Consider the following 18,082-nt stretch of genomic DNA (forward strand, 5'->3'; position numbering starts at 1 on the left):
TAATATAAATAAATAACCTGAACTCTGGATAATAAATCTATCTCGAGCAGCTATTTTCAGCGCTAACTGCGTTGAATTTACTTGCAATAGGCCAGCTATTGACGCGTAAATTTGCCTTGTTTTCACTGAAAATCTCTGGCTAGAGAAAATAAATTTAAATATCACCATAATTCAATGTGTTAGTAAATCTCTTAACCAGAGTTCAGGTTAAGTATTATTGCGAATTAGTATTAATAAAATCACTATTAATTGCAGGCAATAAAAAACCCGCAACATGTGCGGGTTTTTTAAAGAGTTAAAGTGCTAATTACTTAGCAGCTTTCTTCTCTTTTTCTGCAGCGATTACAGTTTCAGCTACGTTAGCTGGACATGCAGCGTAGTGTGAGAACTCCATAGAGAACTGACCACGACCCGATGTCATTGTACGTAGTGTACCAATGTAACCGAACATTTCTGATAACGGTACGTCAGCTTTAATACGGCTGCCTGTTAAACCAGCTTCTTGGTCTTTCATCATGCCACGACGACGGTTAAGGTCACCGATAACATCACCAACGTGATCTTCTGGAGTGAACACGTCAACATTCATGATTGGCTCAAGAAGTTGTGCGCCCGCTTTAGGGATCGATTGACGGAAAGCGCCTTTTGCAGCGATTTCGAACGCGATTGCAGATGAATCCACGGCATGGAAACCACCGTCGAAAAGTTCAACTTCAACGTCAAGTACAGGGAAACCAGCAAGAACACCAGTACCCATCATTGACTTAAAGCCTTTCTCAACTGCAGGCCAGAATTCTTTAGGTACGTTACCACCAACAACTGATGATTTAAACGTGAAGCCTGAAGCAACTTCGCCTGGCTTGATGCGGTAATCGATTTTACCGAACTGACCAGAACCACCAGATTGTTTCTTATGCGTGTAGCTATCTTCAATTTCTTTAGTGATAGTTTCACGGTAAGCAACTTGTGGTTGACCAACAATAAGGTCTACGCCGTAAGTACGCTTAAGGATATCTACTTTGATATCTAAGTGAAGCTCACCCATACCTTTAAGGATAGTTTCGCCTGAATCTTCATCAGTCTCAACTTGGAAAGATGGATCTTCTGCAACCATTTTACCGATAGCAACACCCATTTTCTCATTACCGCCTTTATCTTTAGGCTGTACAGCAATCGAGATTACTGGAGTTGGGAATACCATTGGCTCAAGTGTTACTGGGTGCTTAGGATCACATAAAGTGTGACCAGTTTGCACGTTTTTCATGCCTACGATAGCAATGATGTCACCAGCTTGTGCGCTAGTTAATTCGTTACGGTCATCTGCTTGCATCTCAACCATACGGCCAACACGCTCCGTTTTACCAGTAAACGAGTTAAGGATAGTGTCACCCTTGTTTAGTTTACCTGAGTAAATACGTACGAATGTTAATGCACCAAAACGGTCATCCATTATTTTGAATGCTAACGCTTTGAAAGGTTCATCTGCAGATACGATTGCAAATTCGCCATTTTCGTTACCTTCTTCATCCATAAGAGGTTGAGGATCAACTTCTGTAGGAGCTGGTAAGTAATCAACAACAGCGTCAAGAATAAGCTGCATACCTTTGTTCTTAAACGCAGAACCACAGTATGTAGGGAAGAAAGCAAGGTCACGAGTACCTTTACGAATACAACGTTTGATGTCTTCTTCAGAAGGTGCTTCACCTTCCATGTAAGCTTCAAGTAGTTCATCGTCTTGCTCAAGGGCAGTTTCAACAAGCATTTCATAATACTCGTCAGTCTTTTCTACCATGTCTGCAGGAACGTCTGTGATTTCGTAGTTTTCAGGAAGACCAGTGTCATCCCAAACGTATGCTTTTTTAGTTAAAACATCTACAACACCAACAAATTCATCTTCAATACCAATTGGTAAAGTCATGATTAATGGAGTTGCGCCAAGTACTTTACGTACTTGCTCAGTTACACGGTAAAAATCAGCACCCATACGGTCTAATTTGTTAACGAAGATAATACGTGCAACTTCTGAGTCATTAGCATAACGCCAGTTAGTTTCTGATTGTGGTTCAACACCACCAGAACCACAGAAAACACCAACACCGCCATCAAGTACTTTAAGTGAACGGTAAACTTCAACTGTGAAGTCAACGTGTCCTGGTGTATCGATAACGTTAAAACGGTGATCTTTCCAGAAACAGCTTACTGCCGCAGACTGGATAGTAATACCGCGCTCAGCTTCTTGTTCCATGAAGTCAGTAGTAGATTCACCATCATGAACCTCACCTGTTTTATGGATTTGACCAGTAAGCTTTAGGATACGCTCAGTAGTCGTGGTTTTACCCGCATCTACGTGCGCGAAAATACCAATGTTTCTGTACTTCGATAAATCTGCCATTAATTTTACTCTTAATAAAGTCGATAAATTATTCGGCAGGAGTATAACATCACTTAAAGCGAACATCACCATGCAAGCCGCTTAAAATGCAATCAATTCAAGATATTTTTTTTATGCGCAAGATCTATTTTGCATTTTAAGTTGAAAATCACATGTAACATAATGAAAACACTATTTTTTATCGCCCTAACTTTAGGTACATAAAGTTATTTCGTTATTTTGCAGCAACACCCTACCATGGCTTAAACAGCTAAAATTTTAATCTATACCCAGAAATTACTAATCTTTGAAAACTAATACTTGTTTAAACTAAGAGCGATTTAATCACAGCCTATGTCGCCCAACACTAAGAAAAACTAAATAGTCGCAATTTTTTTATGTTTAACATCAGCTTATAAAACAAACAAATGGATAATAAGAATTATTTGCATTTAGGTATTGACAGTTAATTGAATCTAACTGATAATCACTATCAACAAGACGGCAAACATACTGGCTTGTAACGGAATGAATTGATTTGTTTCTCGACCCTGAAACAACGTGTGGCGCACGTTAACAGCTATGGTTACTTATTATGGACCGCAACGCCCCTTGATGTTGATAATAAGTAACCGCCCTACTATTTTACTTGCTACATTGCTCATATCGGTGACGGTAGATATGAAACTAAAAAAGCCCTTACGGGCTTTTTTTATGTCTGTAATTTAGTTGGTTAAATTAAACTAAATCAATTAACGACGATTTTTACGCGCTCGTGCTCGGCGTTGGAGTTTCTCTTCTTCTTTAGCTTGTTTTTTAGCCTCTGCTGCCGCACGTAAACCAGCAACCATTACTTCTTCTTCCTCACGCATTTGCGGAGTTTCCATAGTAATACGGCCAATAATACCGTCGCGCAATTCGTTAATTAGGATTTCAGACATTTTGTATGTGTCGATTTGGTTTCCACCACGAATGCAACCACGCTTTTTGCCTGCCATTTCAACAAATTCCCAATCATTCTCAGGAAGCTCAGCGATTTTATAGCGCGCTTTTAAAAGCTCAGGATAAGCACGTAATAAATATTCAGCGGTATAACTTGCTACCTCTTCATACTCAAGTGCGGTATCACGAATGGCACCTGTAGCGCCTAAGCGATAACCTGAGTTTTCGTTTTCTACTTTTGGCCAAAGCATACCTGGCGTATCGTAAAGCATAATACCGTCTTCAAGCTTAATACGTTGCTGCGCTTTAGTTACCGCAGGTTCATTACCTGTTTTTGCAACTATGCGTCCAGCCAGTACATTAATTAACGTAGATTTACCCACGTTAGGGATACCCATTATCATGGCTTTAATCTGCTTATCGGCACCCACTTTATGCGGCACTAACTTTTTACACAGCTCATTGATACGATGTACTTCAGCGGCTTTATCATGACCAAAAGAAATAGCTTTAACACCGTTTTCTTGCTCAAAATAGTCTTTCCAGATCTGCGTCATTTTAGGATCAGCTAAATCAGCTTTGTTCAAAATTTTGATGACCGGCTTACCTTCACGCAAGGTTGCCACCATCGGGTTTTCGCTACTATAAGGAATGCGCGCATCAAGCACTTCAATGATCACATCCATTTGCGGCATTATTTCTTTAATTTCATTGCGGGCTTTATTCATATGCCCAGGGAACCACTGTATTCCTGCTCTACTCATTTGATTTATATGACCTTTAATTAAAGGCCGCAGCCTATGGGTACTAATGTGGGTACTAAAAGTAAAACTATGCTTTTGTACTTTTCGTAATGAGAGTAAGTTTACTACACAATGGTACTTTAATTCTTCTTAAAATAAATTAGGCAGGGAATATGACATTATTCTGTACCACTACATTCCCTATAAATAAGAAAGGCGCCTAGTGGCGCCTTTCTTATTTATATGATTTATTGGTTTGGTATCTGGACATATATTTCATCATCCTTGCGTATATCTACCGTAATATACACATCCACTCCATTATTCATAACAGCAGTACCTTTATAGAAGCCACTTTTAACTTCTTCGTCTAGCGTTACTGCTATACATTCGCTTGACTTTTGGTAAAACTGCTCTTGATAGATTTCGGTCACTAACTGACAGGCTTGCTCTTCTATTGCGTTATCATTAATCATTTCTGTTATAAATGTTGAAAATATAAATGCAATAACCCAAGCGAAAAATGCTTTCTTGTCTTGTTTGTTGAGCTTAACTCTCTGCCAAATATATATTGGCACAACTAGAACCATCCAATGTGCAGGGGCGATTCGGTCAGTCTTTGTTAATTCTTTTTCATCGAGAATAGAGAAACCAACATTGAGACCTAAATAAATGAAAAAGCTATACATTAACGGTATAGATAAGGCTAACTCAATTATTAGGCCTAAAATAGGAACTACACATAATGCCCACAAAAAGCGATCTGGGTGCTCTTGAATAAATTTAAACGGGGATTCTTTAGGGTCAATAGCTTTAGGTTCTACTGTATTTGATTCTACTACTGAATTATTTTCTTCGTTCATTTTAAGTCCATTAATTTTAAGTTTGGAGTATTAACAACTTATACATCCATGTTTGTAGAATTTCAGTTTACCAAAACAGGATAGGATTACTAGATTTTATTATTAAAACAATATTTTATGCTTATTTAATTGTGATCGGCTTTTATAAAAAAAAACAGGTAGATGCGATAGGTAAACGTTTTAATCACAATTATATTAACAAGGATTACTTGAAGCAAAAATGCGGCATAAAAGGGAAGCAATACGCTTCCCTTTAGATTAGTTTTAAGCTGTTTGCGCCTTTAAATTTAACCAGTCTTCTTGTTTTAGCTTGTTCCAAGCAGCAAGAATATGGGCGGGCTTCATTTCCGACTTTCTAGCATTCCAGCTATGTACTGTATTTATAAGCTCTTCACCAGTAATGTTATTGCCTTCTAGCTCATTAGTAGCAACCCAGTGTACCGTTGAAAGTAACTCCATACCGTTTTGCGACTCAAAGCCTTCTATTAGCCTAGCTACTTTATCAAATCGTTGTTTTGTATCTGGGCATGCTTGCAAATAGTTAAGCGCCTCAATAGCAGCATCATCTTTAAGCTCTATAGGCGTATCAGGCTTATTTATGCCATCTGCATAACCGGTAATAAAGTGGCCTTCCATTTTATCTAACACATGGCGCAGCACATCAGCATAAGGGCCATAATGATGCTTTTGAAATATCACCTTGTTTAAAGGTTCACCTGCCGCTGTTAAAAAATACACAAGCTTTTGTACTTCTAATAGCGATAAGCGATAACCAAACCCTGTAGAGGTATAACGTTCTATCAAACCTAAAACGGCAGCTCTGCCTAGCGTCATTTCAGGTCTTTTAGTTTTATTAGGCATAGCCTGGGCCGTTGGTGCATTTTGTGGCGGGTATACACGCCATTCAACGTCAGATAATTCAGTTAAAGAACGTTGTATAAGAGAGTCAACAGCATGCCAATCTAGACCCCCTAAACCACTTCCCAGTGCTGGTAAAGCGACAGATTTAAGCCCTAATCGCTTTACTTCAGCTTTTAGGCTGTTCAACCCTTGCTCTATATATTCAAGCTTAGAACTACCTTTCCAGTGCGCTTTAGTAGGAAAGTTAATAATATAAAATGGTGCATTAATAGAGTTAAGCTCAACAGTTAACACTTCACCTGTTACCAGCTTTTTATCATCACAGGCTTTTTTGTATACTTTAAAGTTATCAGGAAAGGCCTTTTTAAACTGCAAAGCAAGCCCTTTACCCATTACCCCTACAGTATTAACTGTGTTGATAATAGCATCGGCTTGATCATGTAAAATATTGCCCGTTTGATAAGTAATCATCTTAACCTCAGTAGTACCACTGCAGTCTAACTACGACCTCAGGTTTATGCTGTGCATTTTGAAGTAGTATATTTACTTCATTAGCGAGAATTTGATAGTTCGATAAAATCTTCATCTAAAAAAGATTAAACCTCAACATTAGTCGTTTCTTTATAGAGCTAGCCAACCCCTCTAAAAACACTCAATATAGTGGCAAGGCCTTGAAAAAATAAACAACTACTCTTTTAACAATAAAAGTAGCACTAGCACTTACACTTCTATGGTGTAAACGCTAGTGCTGGCATTTACTTTAGGTGCTTATTAAGCAACCATGCCTCTAATTATTTTCTCTAAATAAACATCCTTCCCATCTTCCATGAACACCACGTTAGCACCCTCAAGCTCATCTTTAGATAGACTAACGTTTAATAAATCATTAAACGACGTACCAGAGAGTATAAATGAGCTAAGGTTTAAGTTGTCTTGTTCATAGTTTTTTATCTCTTTGTATAGGCCAAACTTACCGCTATTTAAATCAATTTGGCGTATACCTTTAGGATCAATCAAACTAAGCCACTGTTCACCCGTCGCATCGTCCACCAGCCACAATAAAAAGTCAGGATAAAAGTTTTCTGCTAGCGCAAAGCCTAAGCCTTTGGCTTTAGTATCAGCATTACGGAGCAAATAAATACTTTTGTCGCCAATTATTTCCTGGCCTCGTTTAGAATCAACAAACTCCTGTAACTCTGTTACAAACTGTATTTCACTTGGCGCATCAAATGCCATTGGGCGCATTTTTAATGGTAAGCCTGCGTCTTTGTCTATCGACATTAACGGGTAGTACAAGTGTTTATCAAACGTCACAGCAACAACCCCTGGGGCTTCCCATTTTTTAGCTTCACCAACATCGCCACTAGCAACTATTTCTTGTAACTCTTCTAGCCTAGCTGAATACTCAAATCCATCATCTGATTCATCTATTTCAAAATTATAAACTTTGAGCATACCTGGATCGTCTTCATGAACATGAGTCACTTCAAAAAACTGGCCCTCATAGGCATTTTTTAAGGCTTTGTAAAACCTATCTGTATAATCTTCTAGCAAACGGATCATAATATCCTCTTGCTTGTGGATATCACTATAGAGCTTTATCTCAAGATCTTGCGCTGGTATAAGCAAGGTATACCAAGAGCTGCCTACATCCGTTTTTCCTAAGCAAAAGTCTTCTAAACGCTTTTTGTCGAGCCTTAAATTGCTCCAGCCTCGTTGCAGTTTAAAATCTTGAAGTGCTAAATAAATACGCTCAAAGTCAAACGCCGCTATCACCTTATAATCTATCTTTCTTGGCATGCGATCAGATGCTGGCGTTTTATCACCTGTATCAGTAGTGCTTAATGCCTCAAGTTTTGGATACAAATCAAGCTTGATGTGAGGCGTTTTAATTTTACCCTTAAACTCTACTAGCACTTCGTATAAATTAGGGAAGTGTACGCGTTTAAAGCCTTTCTTTTGGTTATCTTTATAGCCGTCTTTCAGTTTTAAAGTCTTTAGCTTTGTTTTTGGTAAACTTGGTCTAGTTTCAAAGTCTAGCTCAAGAATTTCATCGCTGGGCGTAATGCCTTCAGCTTCAAGGTACTGTTTGAACGTCGCCATGTAATCTGCACGAACACCAAAAATATTCAGTGTTTCAAGCTTTTCAAGGTGCAAACCTTTGGGTCTTTGTGCCGGTGTGCTGCGTTTTAAAGAATAACCTTTACCTTTTAAGCGCACCCCACGGCCAAATAACTGAATTATTTGTGAGCCTTCGCCACGGCCTATGTTAAGCAAGCCCATTGTTGATACGCGCCAGCTAGACCACCCCTCGGTAAACTTACGAGAGCCAATCAAAATATTTAGCTTAGAATCTTTATCATTGATGGTGTTAAATAAAGTTTTAGCAAAGTCATCGGTTATATAATCAAATGACTGCTCCTCATCTAGCGCCTTATACAGCTTAGAAGAGTCACCAACATTTATCAGGCCAAACGGCTCCGATGTACCTACACGTAGTGCCAACTCACCTTTGCTGCCTTTTAAATTAACAACAATTAAACGCTGGCCAGTGTAAGTGGTATTAAATAATCGGTTTAAAATATCTAAATAGATTTGCGATTCGTCTTTGCCAGTACCCATCAACGGCGTAAAGCGGTTATGAAAAATATTGCGTTCTTTGGTATCTAGTATTCGTGCTTTATTGGCAACTAGGTCCTTAATCCAAGCTTTCGCTTGGTTTTCATTATTTAAAAACCACGCTAAAAACTTAACCACTTGCTGTATATCAGAATCTTCTTTAGAAACCGAACTCCCCACAAAAACCCAAAGCGGGTTTTCAATATTAAACTCGCTTAGTTGCTCTTCGCTTTTGCTATACAAAAATTGCTGTTGATAAAAGCTTAACAAACAAGCAGTAAAGTATTCATAGCGGCGCTCTTCGCTTTTGTCATCGCCTAAGTTGAGTATTAACGATTCTTTACCGTAGCCATCTTCATAGAAAAATTTATACGAGTAATCAAACAATACTGATTTACCATACACTTCTCGTGTTGCTTGAATACGTGCATCGCGCAGCTCTGCATAATCAAGCTCAATTTTAACTAATTGCTCTTCGTCTAGTTTATTTAATGCTTTAGTTTGAAAAAGTATGTGTGCTTTTTTCTTTTGAATGTCTGTTTTTACAGCTTCAACGGTTTTACCGTCAGCGACTGCTTGACCAAAGGTTGCCGAGTATTCAAACGCAAAGCCGTCTTTTGTTAATGTGTCGCGGCGTCTCATCCAAGCCCCCGCAGCCGTACCTGTACCTTTGTGGCCTTCATCAATAAGTACCAGGTTATTGCCTTCAAATGCTTCTACTGCAACAGTTTTATCACCCATATCATCGGCAAGCTTATTAATATCAATAACTTCTATTGTGCCTCTAAATGGCGTATTACCGTTTTTGTCAAACAGCCTTACATGGTCAAAGCCTGAATCATGTAACTCTTTTAAATGCTGTGCGGAGAGGCGCTCATCCGGGGTTAGTAATATTATTTTATCAGGGTAGTTGTGCGAGTTACCTGCTTGATAGTAATGTAAATACTGTAAAATATTTACGTGTAAAAGTAGTGTTTTACCTGAGCCTGTGGCATTCCAAAAAGCAAGCTTGTTTAGCTCGTCTAAAATATAGCCTTGAAAGTTATCAGCGGCTTTTTGTTCTTTATTAAATACAGCAAGCTCTTGTTTTAAACCATCAAGTAGCAACTGCTTTTTATTAAAGTAAAAGTCTAAATAAATCTCTGTAAACAGCAGTGACAAATACTGAAAATATTTCATATTCATCACAGTGTCTTCTTTACGATTACGGTGCTCAGTAATTTGCCGCCAATGATTGACAATATTTAAGTCATACCGCCTTAAATCATCACTATTAATAAGCTCAGCGTTAAAATAGTTGTTACATAATTCATGAAAGTAATTACTTTGCCCGTCATCATGAATGCCTTCAAAGCGGTCTTCACCCAAACGAGACTTTAATCCTTGCAACGTACCGTCAGTAAAAAAACGATACATAAATCGGTTTAACACCAGTTGTTGATGAAAACTGAGCTTTTTATTAGTTTTCTTTTTAGTTGCTTTACCTATAGCCATACTACTACTCCTTACGCTAATTCGTCAGGAGCAAACATTTGCTCTAAAAATTCAGGTTCGATTTGTCGTAGCTTCAGTGTTCGCGTAACGTCATCTTCGTCATTAGTAAAGGCCGTAGGTAAGTTGTGATCGCCATTTACATAAATCACATCAAAAGTTTTTTGTTTAGCAAATAAATCAAAGCGGATAGCAAATTTAGTAAAGTCATCATATTGAATTTTTTCACAGTCACGCCATAACACTAACGCGCGTTCACCTGAGGGGAGTGTACCTTCAATACGCACATAACCTTTATCTAGGTTTGACTCAATAGTTTTCACGTGTAGGCCAATCAAATAATTAAAGGTTTCAACTAAATCTATATTCTGCTCTTCGCACGCACCAGCTGAATCAACCGCTATTTTCATCTTGTAATCAAACGGCTTTTTAAAGTCATCAGTACTTAGTAATGAGCCCTTACTTTCTGTTTCAAGCATGTAATTAAGTAAGTAATCTGATTTAGCTTGCTCAGGCATAGTTTCAAATAAGTCGCCAGTTGTTTGTGGCTTTCTAAGTTCTAAGTTATTAAGCGAGTCTTCATAGGATTCTAAATATGAAAGTTTAATTAGCTGCTTCATATGTCTATTTGAATCCTCAGCTTTTCCATTTTTCCAATTTTCTGAAAAAATAATTTTTTGTATTCTCGGTATTATTATTTCGTCTAAATGTTTCCCTGACTCTACTAGTAGATATTTTCTATCAACGTAATCATCATAATTCAGCCTCAGCAAAGCGTCAGCAGAAGTACCTGAGCCAGCAAAAAAGTCACAAAAAAGCTCTCCATTTTTCATTGCTGATTGTCGTATAAACTTACTAACTAACGTTGTAGGTTTCGGCCCACCAAAAACTCGATTGCTTCCAAACAGGTTTGCTAGTTCTTTTTCTCCATCAGTAAAATCATTAAACACAGATTTAGATACATTTGTTTGTACTTCGTGAATAAAGCTTTTTCTTTGGGGAATTTTACTCTCATCATCACCCCAAGCTATACGATGATCTTTGGCTAAATCTGAAAAGCAAGATTTTTGTTTACCTAATGGGTTGTAAGGCCACGCCCATCCCCTCTTGGGGGCTGGACACTCCATTCCAGTAATTGGGTGAATTGGTCTGTAGAATCTATACGCTTCATTTTCAGGGTCTTTGAACTCTGTTTTTTGTGAGTCCTCTTTAACTTGAGGCATTGACGTATCAACTTCTCTCCAAATCCATATTTTAGCCTGTTCCTCACGTGCCATTTCCTCTGGTACAAATTTTCCTTCAGTTGTTCTATATTCAGCGTTTTTATAGTTATATATCCCCTTCCAGTCATCATCAAACTCTTCACCATTAAAAATTTCTTTTAAACGATTCTTGTGTGACTTGTAGAGTTGTTTTAATTCTGCCTCGATATCTGCAATTGATGGATAAATGGGATTCAACCTGTCAATTAATTCATTAATTTCTACTAAGCCTGGCTTCGGCTCTCTAAACATTAGAAAATCAGCTTTAGTCGAACCAATATTTTTTGAATAGACTTCAACGTATTCATGATTGGTTGAGTATGTTGGGGACTTGTTTTTGGTTGTATTTTGTGTCCAAATTAATTCTTCGGTTCGATTTTCTTTACCAAAGATAAAATTCAATACACTTTCTAATTGATTCCTTTCTTTTTCATCAATGCTTGAAAATAGAACACCATTATCGAGAAGTAGCGGATGCGCCTTTTTTATTCTGTCATGGATCATTGACAACCACGAAGAAGTTTTAAAACCATCCTTATACAAAAAGCCATCTCCACCAGTGTTATAAGGCGGATCAATATAGATGCATTTAATACTTTCATGAAATTTGTTTTGCAGTAGCGTTAAGCAGTGCAAATTATCTGAATTGAATAACAACCCATCTATGCTTTCATCTATATTTGCAATTGAATTAATAATCCCCTGTTTAAATGAAGTATCAAACAGTCGAGTATCAATCATAAGACTGGGATTGTTTTCTAGTAGTGCTTTTGATGGTAATTGTTCTGGTTTAATTACTCCAAAAGATTGCCATATATCCCACTGCTTTTCATTTGATAATACTTGTTCAAGAAGTGATTGGGGAACGATGTCTATAGTTAACAAGTAGTCCGTTGATGTAACAAATTTGCGCTTAGTCCAAAGTTTCTTTTGAAAATTTTCTAGTTGAGCTAAAAACTTAACAATATCGGTTGCAATCGAGCGAAGGCATTGAATCATGCGTAGCTGCTTTTCAATATCAGCAAAAACACTAGCATTTTGAACATTATCTAAATTCATTACTTCATTTTTAATATAAAAATCAAGCTCATTAGATAAAAAGCCACCTAAGTCTTTATGAATAAAGTAATCAGCGGTATTACGTTGCGTGTATGTCGTTAAATGTTTTTCTAGCAGCGTTCTATTAGGATTCTTTTCGGTAGGCTCACGTTTGGTAATATCTGCCCAGCTATTTTGAACTAGGTCATGACTCAATACGGTTTGTAGTGCAGCGATAACTAACGCATCTTGCTTAGTGCCTTTTTTAACGGCTTTGTACTCAAACTGAATAACTAGCTCTTCGGTGCCGTCTGATTTAAAAACGGTTACTGGCTGGTACTCTTCGTCGTACTCATTGCCTTCGTCATCAAATTTAGTGCGCGTATGTGGTTCAATTAAAACAAAGCGTCTATCTGCGTCGTTATCTTTTCGGTTATCTTTAGCTGTATCTGCAGCTAATAGCTTAAAGCTAACCTTGCGACCATCATCCAGTTTAAATGAGTAGTTTGCGAAGTTTTCACCGCTTTTAATGTAGTACTGGTCTTTATTAGCCCAGTGCAGCATAACTTCTTCACCGGCATAGGGGATGGCATAGGTATCGCCTTTATAACGGCGTTTGCTCACAAAGTCACCACTGTCGTAGTAACGAGAGAAAAATGACAGCAAGTGAGTAAATACAGCATTTTCATGCTCATTAGCTCCTTGCGATGTAGTAATAATTTGCTGGCGTAAGTCTTTTACTTTAGGGCTATCTTCAGCATTAAAGCCCGCATCTTCTGCTGCCTTGATAGCTGTGCTTAATTGTTTTTCAAGCTCTGCTTTATTGGCATTGCCTGCTGTTGCTAACGCATCATTTATTTTTTGTTTAAGCGTATTTTCTAGGTAGTTGTTTATCTCATCAGCTTTTGCATTAAGAATACGGTAGATACCAAAATCTAGCTCTGGTCTGTCTATCTGAAAAATCTCTTTTAATTTTTTTACTAATTCGTTGTACTTGCTCATATTGGGCTTTGCTCTTTAATTTTTTAACTAACGGTAAATTGATTCAGTGCTGCTACTTTAATACTCAAAAAGCCGGTTAAACCACTGACCAGTGCACCGTAAATAGTTCTTTAACTTCTGTTCTTTGCTTCATCCGTTCTTCTAACGCAGCAATTAATACATCACGCTTTTCTGCAATTTCATCCTCAACATCCCATATTTCAGCGCGTTGCTGACGCTGTTTACGCTCTAAATCCTTTAGTTGTTTTTGCATTTGCTGCTGCTCTTCTACAGAAGTAGCATGGCGGCTTTCTCTTTTAAGCGACTTTATTTGGTTTTTGGTATCAACAAGGGCTTGTTCTGCTGCGAGTACTTTATCGTCTGCCCACTTTTCAAGCTTGTCTCTTTCTTCCTGAAAGTATTGGTTATTTAAATCCATCGCTTCTGCAAGTTTGGAATCAAGTTGCCTTGTTTGGTTTTCAAGGAGCTTTTCTGGGATATCAGATGCGATACTCCCCCCACTTGTAGCACCAACATTAAACAGCGCTTTACACGCTTCAGCATCAATCAACTGGCCCTTATCGGTAATACCGGTAAAAACTAAGTGCTCTTCTGTTTGAAAAGCATCTATTTTCAGCAAGTTTAACGATAACCAGCCTGACTGTCCTTGCAGTTTTTCTGCTACAGATACTTTTGTAGGGTGGTTTTGATAGTCAAATATTATCTCACTCTTAGGCGTATCAGTCACTCTTGCATTATCTATCACATACTCACCTAAGGGGTGTGTAATACGGTATTTGTGTGCATGACTGTCAATAGCTTGTTGAGCTGTATTTTCAGGTTGTGTGCCTTTACGAATAAGCTGGTACTTACCTTGAGCTTGTTCGGCTATTTTGTTAGTTAGCGTAAAGGTATAGTCTTGCTCGTTAAAATAAGCCTGCTCTTGAAGTTGGTGCTGAGTAACGGCCCAAAACCATTTAGATACTTTATCTAAGCGCTCGTTTGCTTGATCTAACTTTATTTTGAGTAAATCATGTATATCTTCATCAAAATGCTCTAGTAGTGCCTCTTGTGTTTGTTGCATTTTAACGTTGATATCGGCTTCAAGCTCTTTTTGCAATGTTTCAAAAGCCGCTTCAATTTCGGCTGGTGAGCGACACTCTTGATAAATTTGCTGAATACGTTTTTCAAAATCAACACCACTTTCAAGGCTTCCTAGCACTGAATCAGATGCGCCAAATACACCATCAAATAAAGTGAATTTATGAGTGAGCAATTCAAGTACTCGTTGATCCGCATAGTTACGCTGATTCATGAAGTTAATAACAACCACATCAAACTTTTGGCCGTAACGATGGCAACGGCCTATGCGTTGCTCTACGCGCTGTGGATTCCAGGGTAAGTCGTAATTAATAAGTAATGAACAAAATTGTAAGTTAACACCTTCTGCGGCAGCTTCTGTTGCAATCATTACTTCGGCGCAATCTCTAAAGTGCTCAATTAATGCTGTTCTTCTGTCTACTTGTGGGGAGCCGGTGACTACATCTGAACCAGCGTGTTTATCGCGCCATGATTTATATACTTCGGTTGCTTCAGTGTGTGTATTGGAACCACTAAATGTGACTATTTTGTCTTTAAAACCATGCTGTGCAAGGAACGTTGCAAGATAGGCTTGTGTTCTTTTGGATTCTGTAAATATGATAACTTTTTGGGCCGCGCCCATTTCAGCCATTTGAGAAAAACCAAGCTCTAAAGCTTGTAATAGGGCCTTTGCTTTTTCGTCGTTATTAATGCATTGCGCTTGTGAGATAAAACCTTCAAGTTCCTTTATTTCTGACTCAAGGCGTTTATCATCAATAACTTCTTTCGCTGCGTCTTCATCAAGCAACTCATCGATGTCTTCTTCGTCTAAGTAATCAGTTTCTAAATCGTCATCTTCAATGATAGTGCGCAGCAAGTCATCTTCGTGATCTTCTCGTTGCTCTTTAAGCTGCTCTAAGCGGCGCTTCATGACTTGAAGTGTGTTCAATACAGCATGGGAGCTTGAGGCAAGCAGCTTGCGTAATATAAGGCCTGTTAAGTGCTTTTGCCTTTTAGGTAATGCGTAGCTGTCGTCTTTTTCAATAAACATTGAAACAGCATCGTATAAGGCTTGTTCTTGATCTGATGGCGTAAAGGGAACGGTTAACGCTTTACGTTGAGTATACTTTACATACTCAAGTACTTGTTTACGTAGTGTGCGTTTAACAAAGCCAGCAAGACGCTCTTTGAGCTCTTGTTGGTCACTATCGCCTTGCATAAATTGCTTTCTGAATGCTTTGTCATCACCAAAAATATGCTCATCTATTAACGTAGACATGCCGTAAAGCTCCATAAGGGAGTTTTGAAGTGGTGTTGCTGTTAATAGAAGTTTTTTTCGACCAAATAAAGCACGCTTTAACGCTTGGCCCATTTTGTTACTTTCGCGGTGGGCATTACGAAGTTTATGCGCTTCGTCTATAACTACAAGATCCCACATTTGCCCGACTAACTTTTCTTCAAGCCTCGCAGCGTAGTGATATGACATGATCACTACTTGCTTATTATTTAATGGGTTGTATATACCTGATTTTTGAAGTTGATTATAAGTTTTAGCATCGAGTATTTGTGATGGTAGGTTAAACTTATCTTGTAGTTCTTGAGCCCACTGCCGACGTAATGAAGCCGGGCAAATAATGAGTAGTTTACGTTTGCGCTCGGCCCAATATTGGCAAAGTACTAAACCTGCTTCAATGGTTTTACCTAAACCTACTTCATCTGCGAGCACCACACCTTTATTTAAAGGGTTATCTAGAGCAAATAAGGCGGCTTCAATTTGGTGTGGGTTTAAATCAACACTAGCATCGAATAACGATTGTGAAAGCCTGTCTACGCCATTGTTGGCATGAAGGATTGATAATTCATGTGCAAAGTATTTTGCATGATAGGGGGTGATATTCATTTACACTCCTTGTTTTTTTTGCTCTATCCATTGTTCTAAATCTTCACGCTTAAAGCGCCATGAACCGCCTACTTTAAAGCCTGGCAGTTTTCCTTCACCCGCTAACCGGTAAGCTGTTTTTTCGTTTAGCTTTAGGTAAACAGCAAGCTCTTGGATTGTTAGTATTTCATCACTCATCGATTTATCTCTAACTGTGAACAAAAGTAGAGTATGAGAAAATTGTGGAATGGTCAATTTAATGCTGTAAAACACTTTTATTATCGCTTTTGCCTAGTACGGCATAGAAGCTCGGGTTAGAACCCGAGCTTTACGTTATTTTTTTATATAGAGCTTACAAAGCGGTTGTGGGTTTAGTTACCCCCCTCTCCCCTATTCTATCCATTATCCAATCATCAACTTCTGACTCTAACCAAGCTACCGATTTAGCACCTAATGAGACTTGCTTCGGAAAAGACCCATCAGCAATAAACTTATAAATACTCGAGTGGCCAAGTGATGTTTTTTGTATAACTTCTTTTAATTTGATTAACCGCATTTTTCTATCTCCGTTATAGGTTCAAGAGATATGTCAGTTGCGTAGAAAGTTACTTTTTCGAGCTGGTGGCTAAATCCAAAATATTGAAGGCATATATCACTTAGGGGTATTAATTACCTACCTGAGGACCTGATAATGGCTTTAATTAAAACCAAGCAATACGAATCAAAATTTAAATGTTTAGAGGATCAAATTTTAGAAAGAGCAGCTGAAATAATGCAGCAAAGATATGCTCGCCTAGGGGCGCTTAATAGCCCCTCTACAGCCATAGACTTTTTAAAGGCAAAACTAGGTGTATATGAGCGTGAAGTATTCGCTGCGCTGTATTTGGATAGCCAGAATCGGATTATTGATTATCAAGAGCTATTTTTTGGAACTATTAATGCAGCTTCGGTTTATCCAAGGGAAGTTGTTAAGTCTGTGCTTAGCAAAAACGCCACCAGCGTTATCTTTGCTCATAACCACCCTTCAGGCGATCCCACGCCGTCACAAGCAGATAAACTCATTACAAAGAAGCTGGAAAGTGCTTTAGCGCTAATAGACGTGACAGTGCTTGACCACATTATCGTAGGTGAAACATGTGTTTCTTTTGCTGAAAGACAGCTACTAAGTTTAGACAGTAATAACTAATAGGAGGGTCTATTGTTAAATAAAAACACGGTAAAAATCATTATTCATACGATTGCTATATTAAAGATTTTAAAAACAATCTATGAAGATGAAAGTAAATAAATTAAGTGCCCTTACTAAGGGCACTTACGTTCAATTAATATTAGTATTTAGGCTTCGGAGTTTGGCTTGCTCCAAAGTTTCTCTTACCAGTACCATAAACCTTCGTTTTATTTTTTGCTAAATATTCTAGTCTAACTTCAGAAATTTTCCTTTGTGTTGAGTAATTCTTAGAATTGCTTTCAACCCAATTACATGCATTATCAGGGAAATTAACGAGGTTTTGCGCTTCATACGCAGAAATACCGAGTGCGCTAGCCCATGCTTGTATTATTAGTGAGGCAAAGCTACCTGAATTACAGTCATAACTACCTAACGAGTGGAACCTGTCTTTATTAATAAAAATAGCAATATGATAATGCTCTTTACCAGCAAGCTCCCCAAACTCTCTCGCCCAGACATAATACAAGTCTGTATCATGAACTCTGTGTCCTAAACGCCTGCGCTGTATAGCGTCACTAATGATTTTTGCTCTTAATGATGCAAAGAACCTAGGCATTAGGTTATCTGCTAACGCCCGTGGTGTATCTTCGCATTGATAATAATCTGGAAGGTATAAGTCAAATCTTACAACATTCAATCTAGGGTTCTGCTCAATAGCATAATCTAATGTAGATTCGATACGTTGTTGGTATGAAGGGTTATATGTTGGTTGTTTGATCATTTT

General features: G+C 38.2%; 11 protein-coding genes. 1 reads left to right on the forward strand and 10 read right to left on the reverse strand.

Going from position 1 to position 18,082, the window contains the following annotated elements:
- Positions 1 to 307: 307 nt before the first annotated feature.
- From fusA to CWB66_RS13595, 9 genes are all read right to left on the reverse strand, one after another.
- Positions 308 to 2,392: an elongation factor G gene (gene fusA, locus CWB66_RS13555; RefSeq protein WP_138585789.1), complete on the reverse strand. Its 2,085-nt coding sequence runs from the start codon at positions 2,390 to 2,392 to the stop codon at positions 308 to 310.
- 731 nt (positions 2,393 to 3,123) lie between these two features.
- The gene (gene ylqF, locus CWB66_RS13560; protein WP_077536439.1) at positions 3,124 to 4,077 is read right to left on the reverse strand and encodes a ribosome biogenesis GTPase YlqF; all 954 of its coding nucleotides are present in this window, start codon (positions 4,075 to 4,077) and stop codon (positions 3,124 to 3,126) included.
- 227 nt (positions 4,078 to 4,304) lie between these two features.
- Positions 4,305 to 4,919, reverse strand: coding sequence for a hypothetical protein (locus tag CWB66_RS13565; protein ID WP_138585790.1), 615 nt, complete (start codon positions 4,917 to 4,919; stop codon positions 4,305 to 4,307).
- Positions 4,920 to 5,183: 264 nt separating this feature from the next.
- A complete protein-coding gene (gene darG, locus CWB66_RS13570) occupies positions 5,184 to 6,251 on the reverse strand; it encodes a type II toxin-antitoxin system antitoxin DNA ADP-ribosyl glycohydrolase DarG (RefSeq protein ID WP_138585791.1) in 1,068 nt (355 codons plus the stop codon).
- Positions 6,252 to 6,551: 300 nt separating this feature from the next.
- Positions 6,552 to 9,893 carry a DEAD/DEAH box helicase family protein gene (locus tag CWB66_RS13575; protein ID WP_138585792.1) on the reverse strand — a complete coding sequence of 1,114 codons (3,342 nt, stop codon included), beginning with the start codon at positions 9,891 to 9,893 and terminating at the stop codon, positions 6,552 to 6,554.
- A gap of 11 nt (positions 9,894 to 9,904) precedes the next feature.
- Positions 9,905 to 13,192: a site-specific DNA-methyltransferase gene (locus CWB66_RS13580; RefSeq protein ID WP_138585793.1), complete on the reverse strand. Its 3,288-nt coding sequence runs from the start codon at positions 13,190 to 13,192 to the stop codon at positions 9,905 to 9,907.
- 76 nt (positions 13,193 to 13,268) lie between these two features.
- Positions 13,269 to 16,151 (reverse strand): SNF2-related protein, encoded by a 2,883-nt coding sequence (locus tag CWB66_RS13585; protein WP_138585794.1) that lies wholly within the window; start codon positions 16,149 to 16,151, stop codon positions 13,269 to 13,271.
- Positions 16,152 to 16,328: a methylation-associated defense system helix-turn-helix domain-containing protein MAD1 gene (gene mads1, locus CWB66_RS13590; RefSeq protein ID WP_138585795.1), complete on the reverse strand. Its 177-nt coding sequence runs from the start codon at positions 16,326 to 16,328 to the stop codon at positions 16,152 to 16,154.
- Positions 16,329 to 16,482: 154 nt separating this feature from the next.
- On the reverse strand, positions 16,483 to 16,686 hold the full coding sequence (locus tag CWB66_RS13595; RefSeq protein WP_138585796.1) for an AlpA family transcriptional regulator: 204 nt from the start codon (positions 16,684 to 16,686) through the stop codon (positions 16,483 to 16,485).
- A gap of 135 nt (positions 16,687 to 16,821) precedes the next feature.
- Between CWB66_RS13595 and radC the strand changes: the two genes are divergently transcribed.
- The gene (gene radC, locus CWB66_RS13600) at positions 16,822 to 17,316 is read left to right on the forward strand and encodes a RadC family protein (protein ID WP_138585797.1); all 495 of its coding nucleotides are present in this window, start codon (positions 16,822 to 16,824) and stop codon (positions 17,314 to 17,316) included.
- A 142-nt stretch (positions 17,317 to 17,458) separates the two neighbouring features.
- Here the strand turns inward: radC and CWB66_RS13605 are convergent, their stop codons facing one another.
- Positions 17,459 to 18,079, reverse strand: coding sequence for an inovirus Gp2 family protein (locus CWB66_RS13605; RefSeq protein ID WP_138585798.1), 621 nt, complete (start codon positions 18,077 to 18,079; stop codon positions 17,459 to 17,461).
- Positions 18,080 to 18,082: the final 3 nt, after the last annotated feature.

This window comes from Pseudoalteromonas sp. S558 (assembly GCF_005886635.1).
GTDB lineage: Bacteria > Pseudomonadota > Gammaproteobacteria > Enterobacterales > Alteromonadaceae > Pseudoalteromonas > Pseudoalteromonas aliena.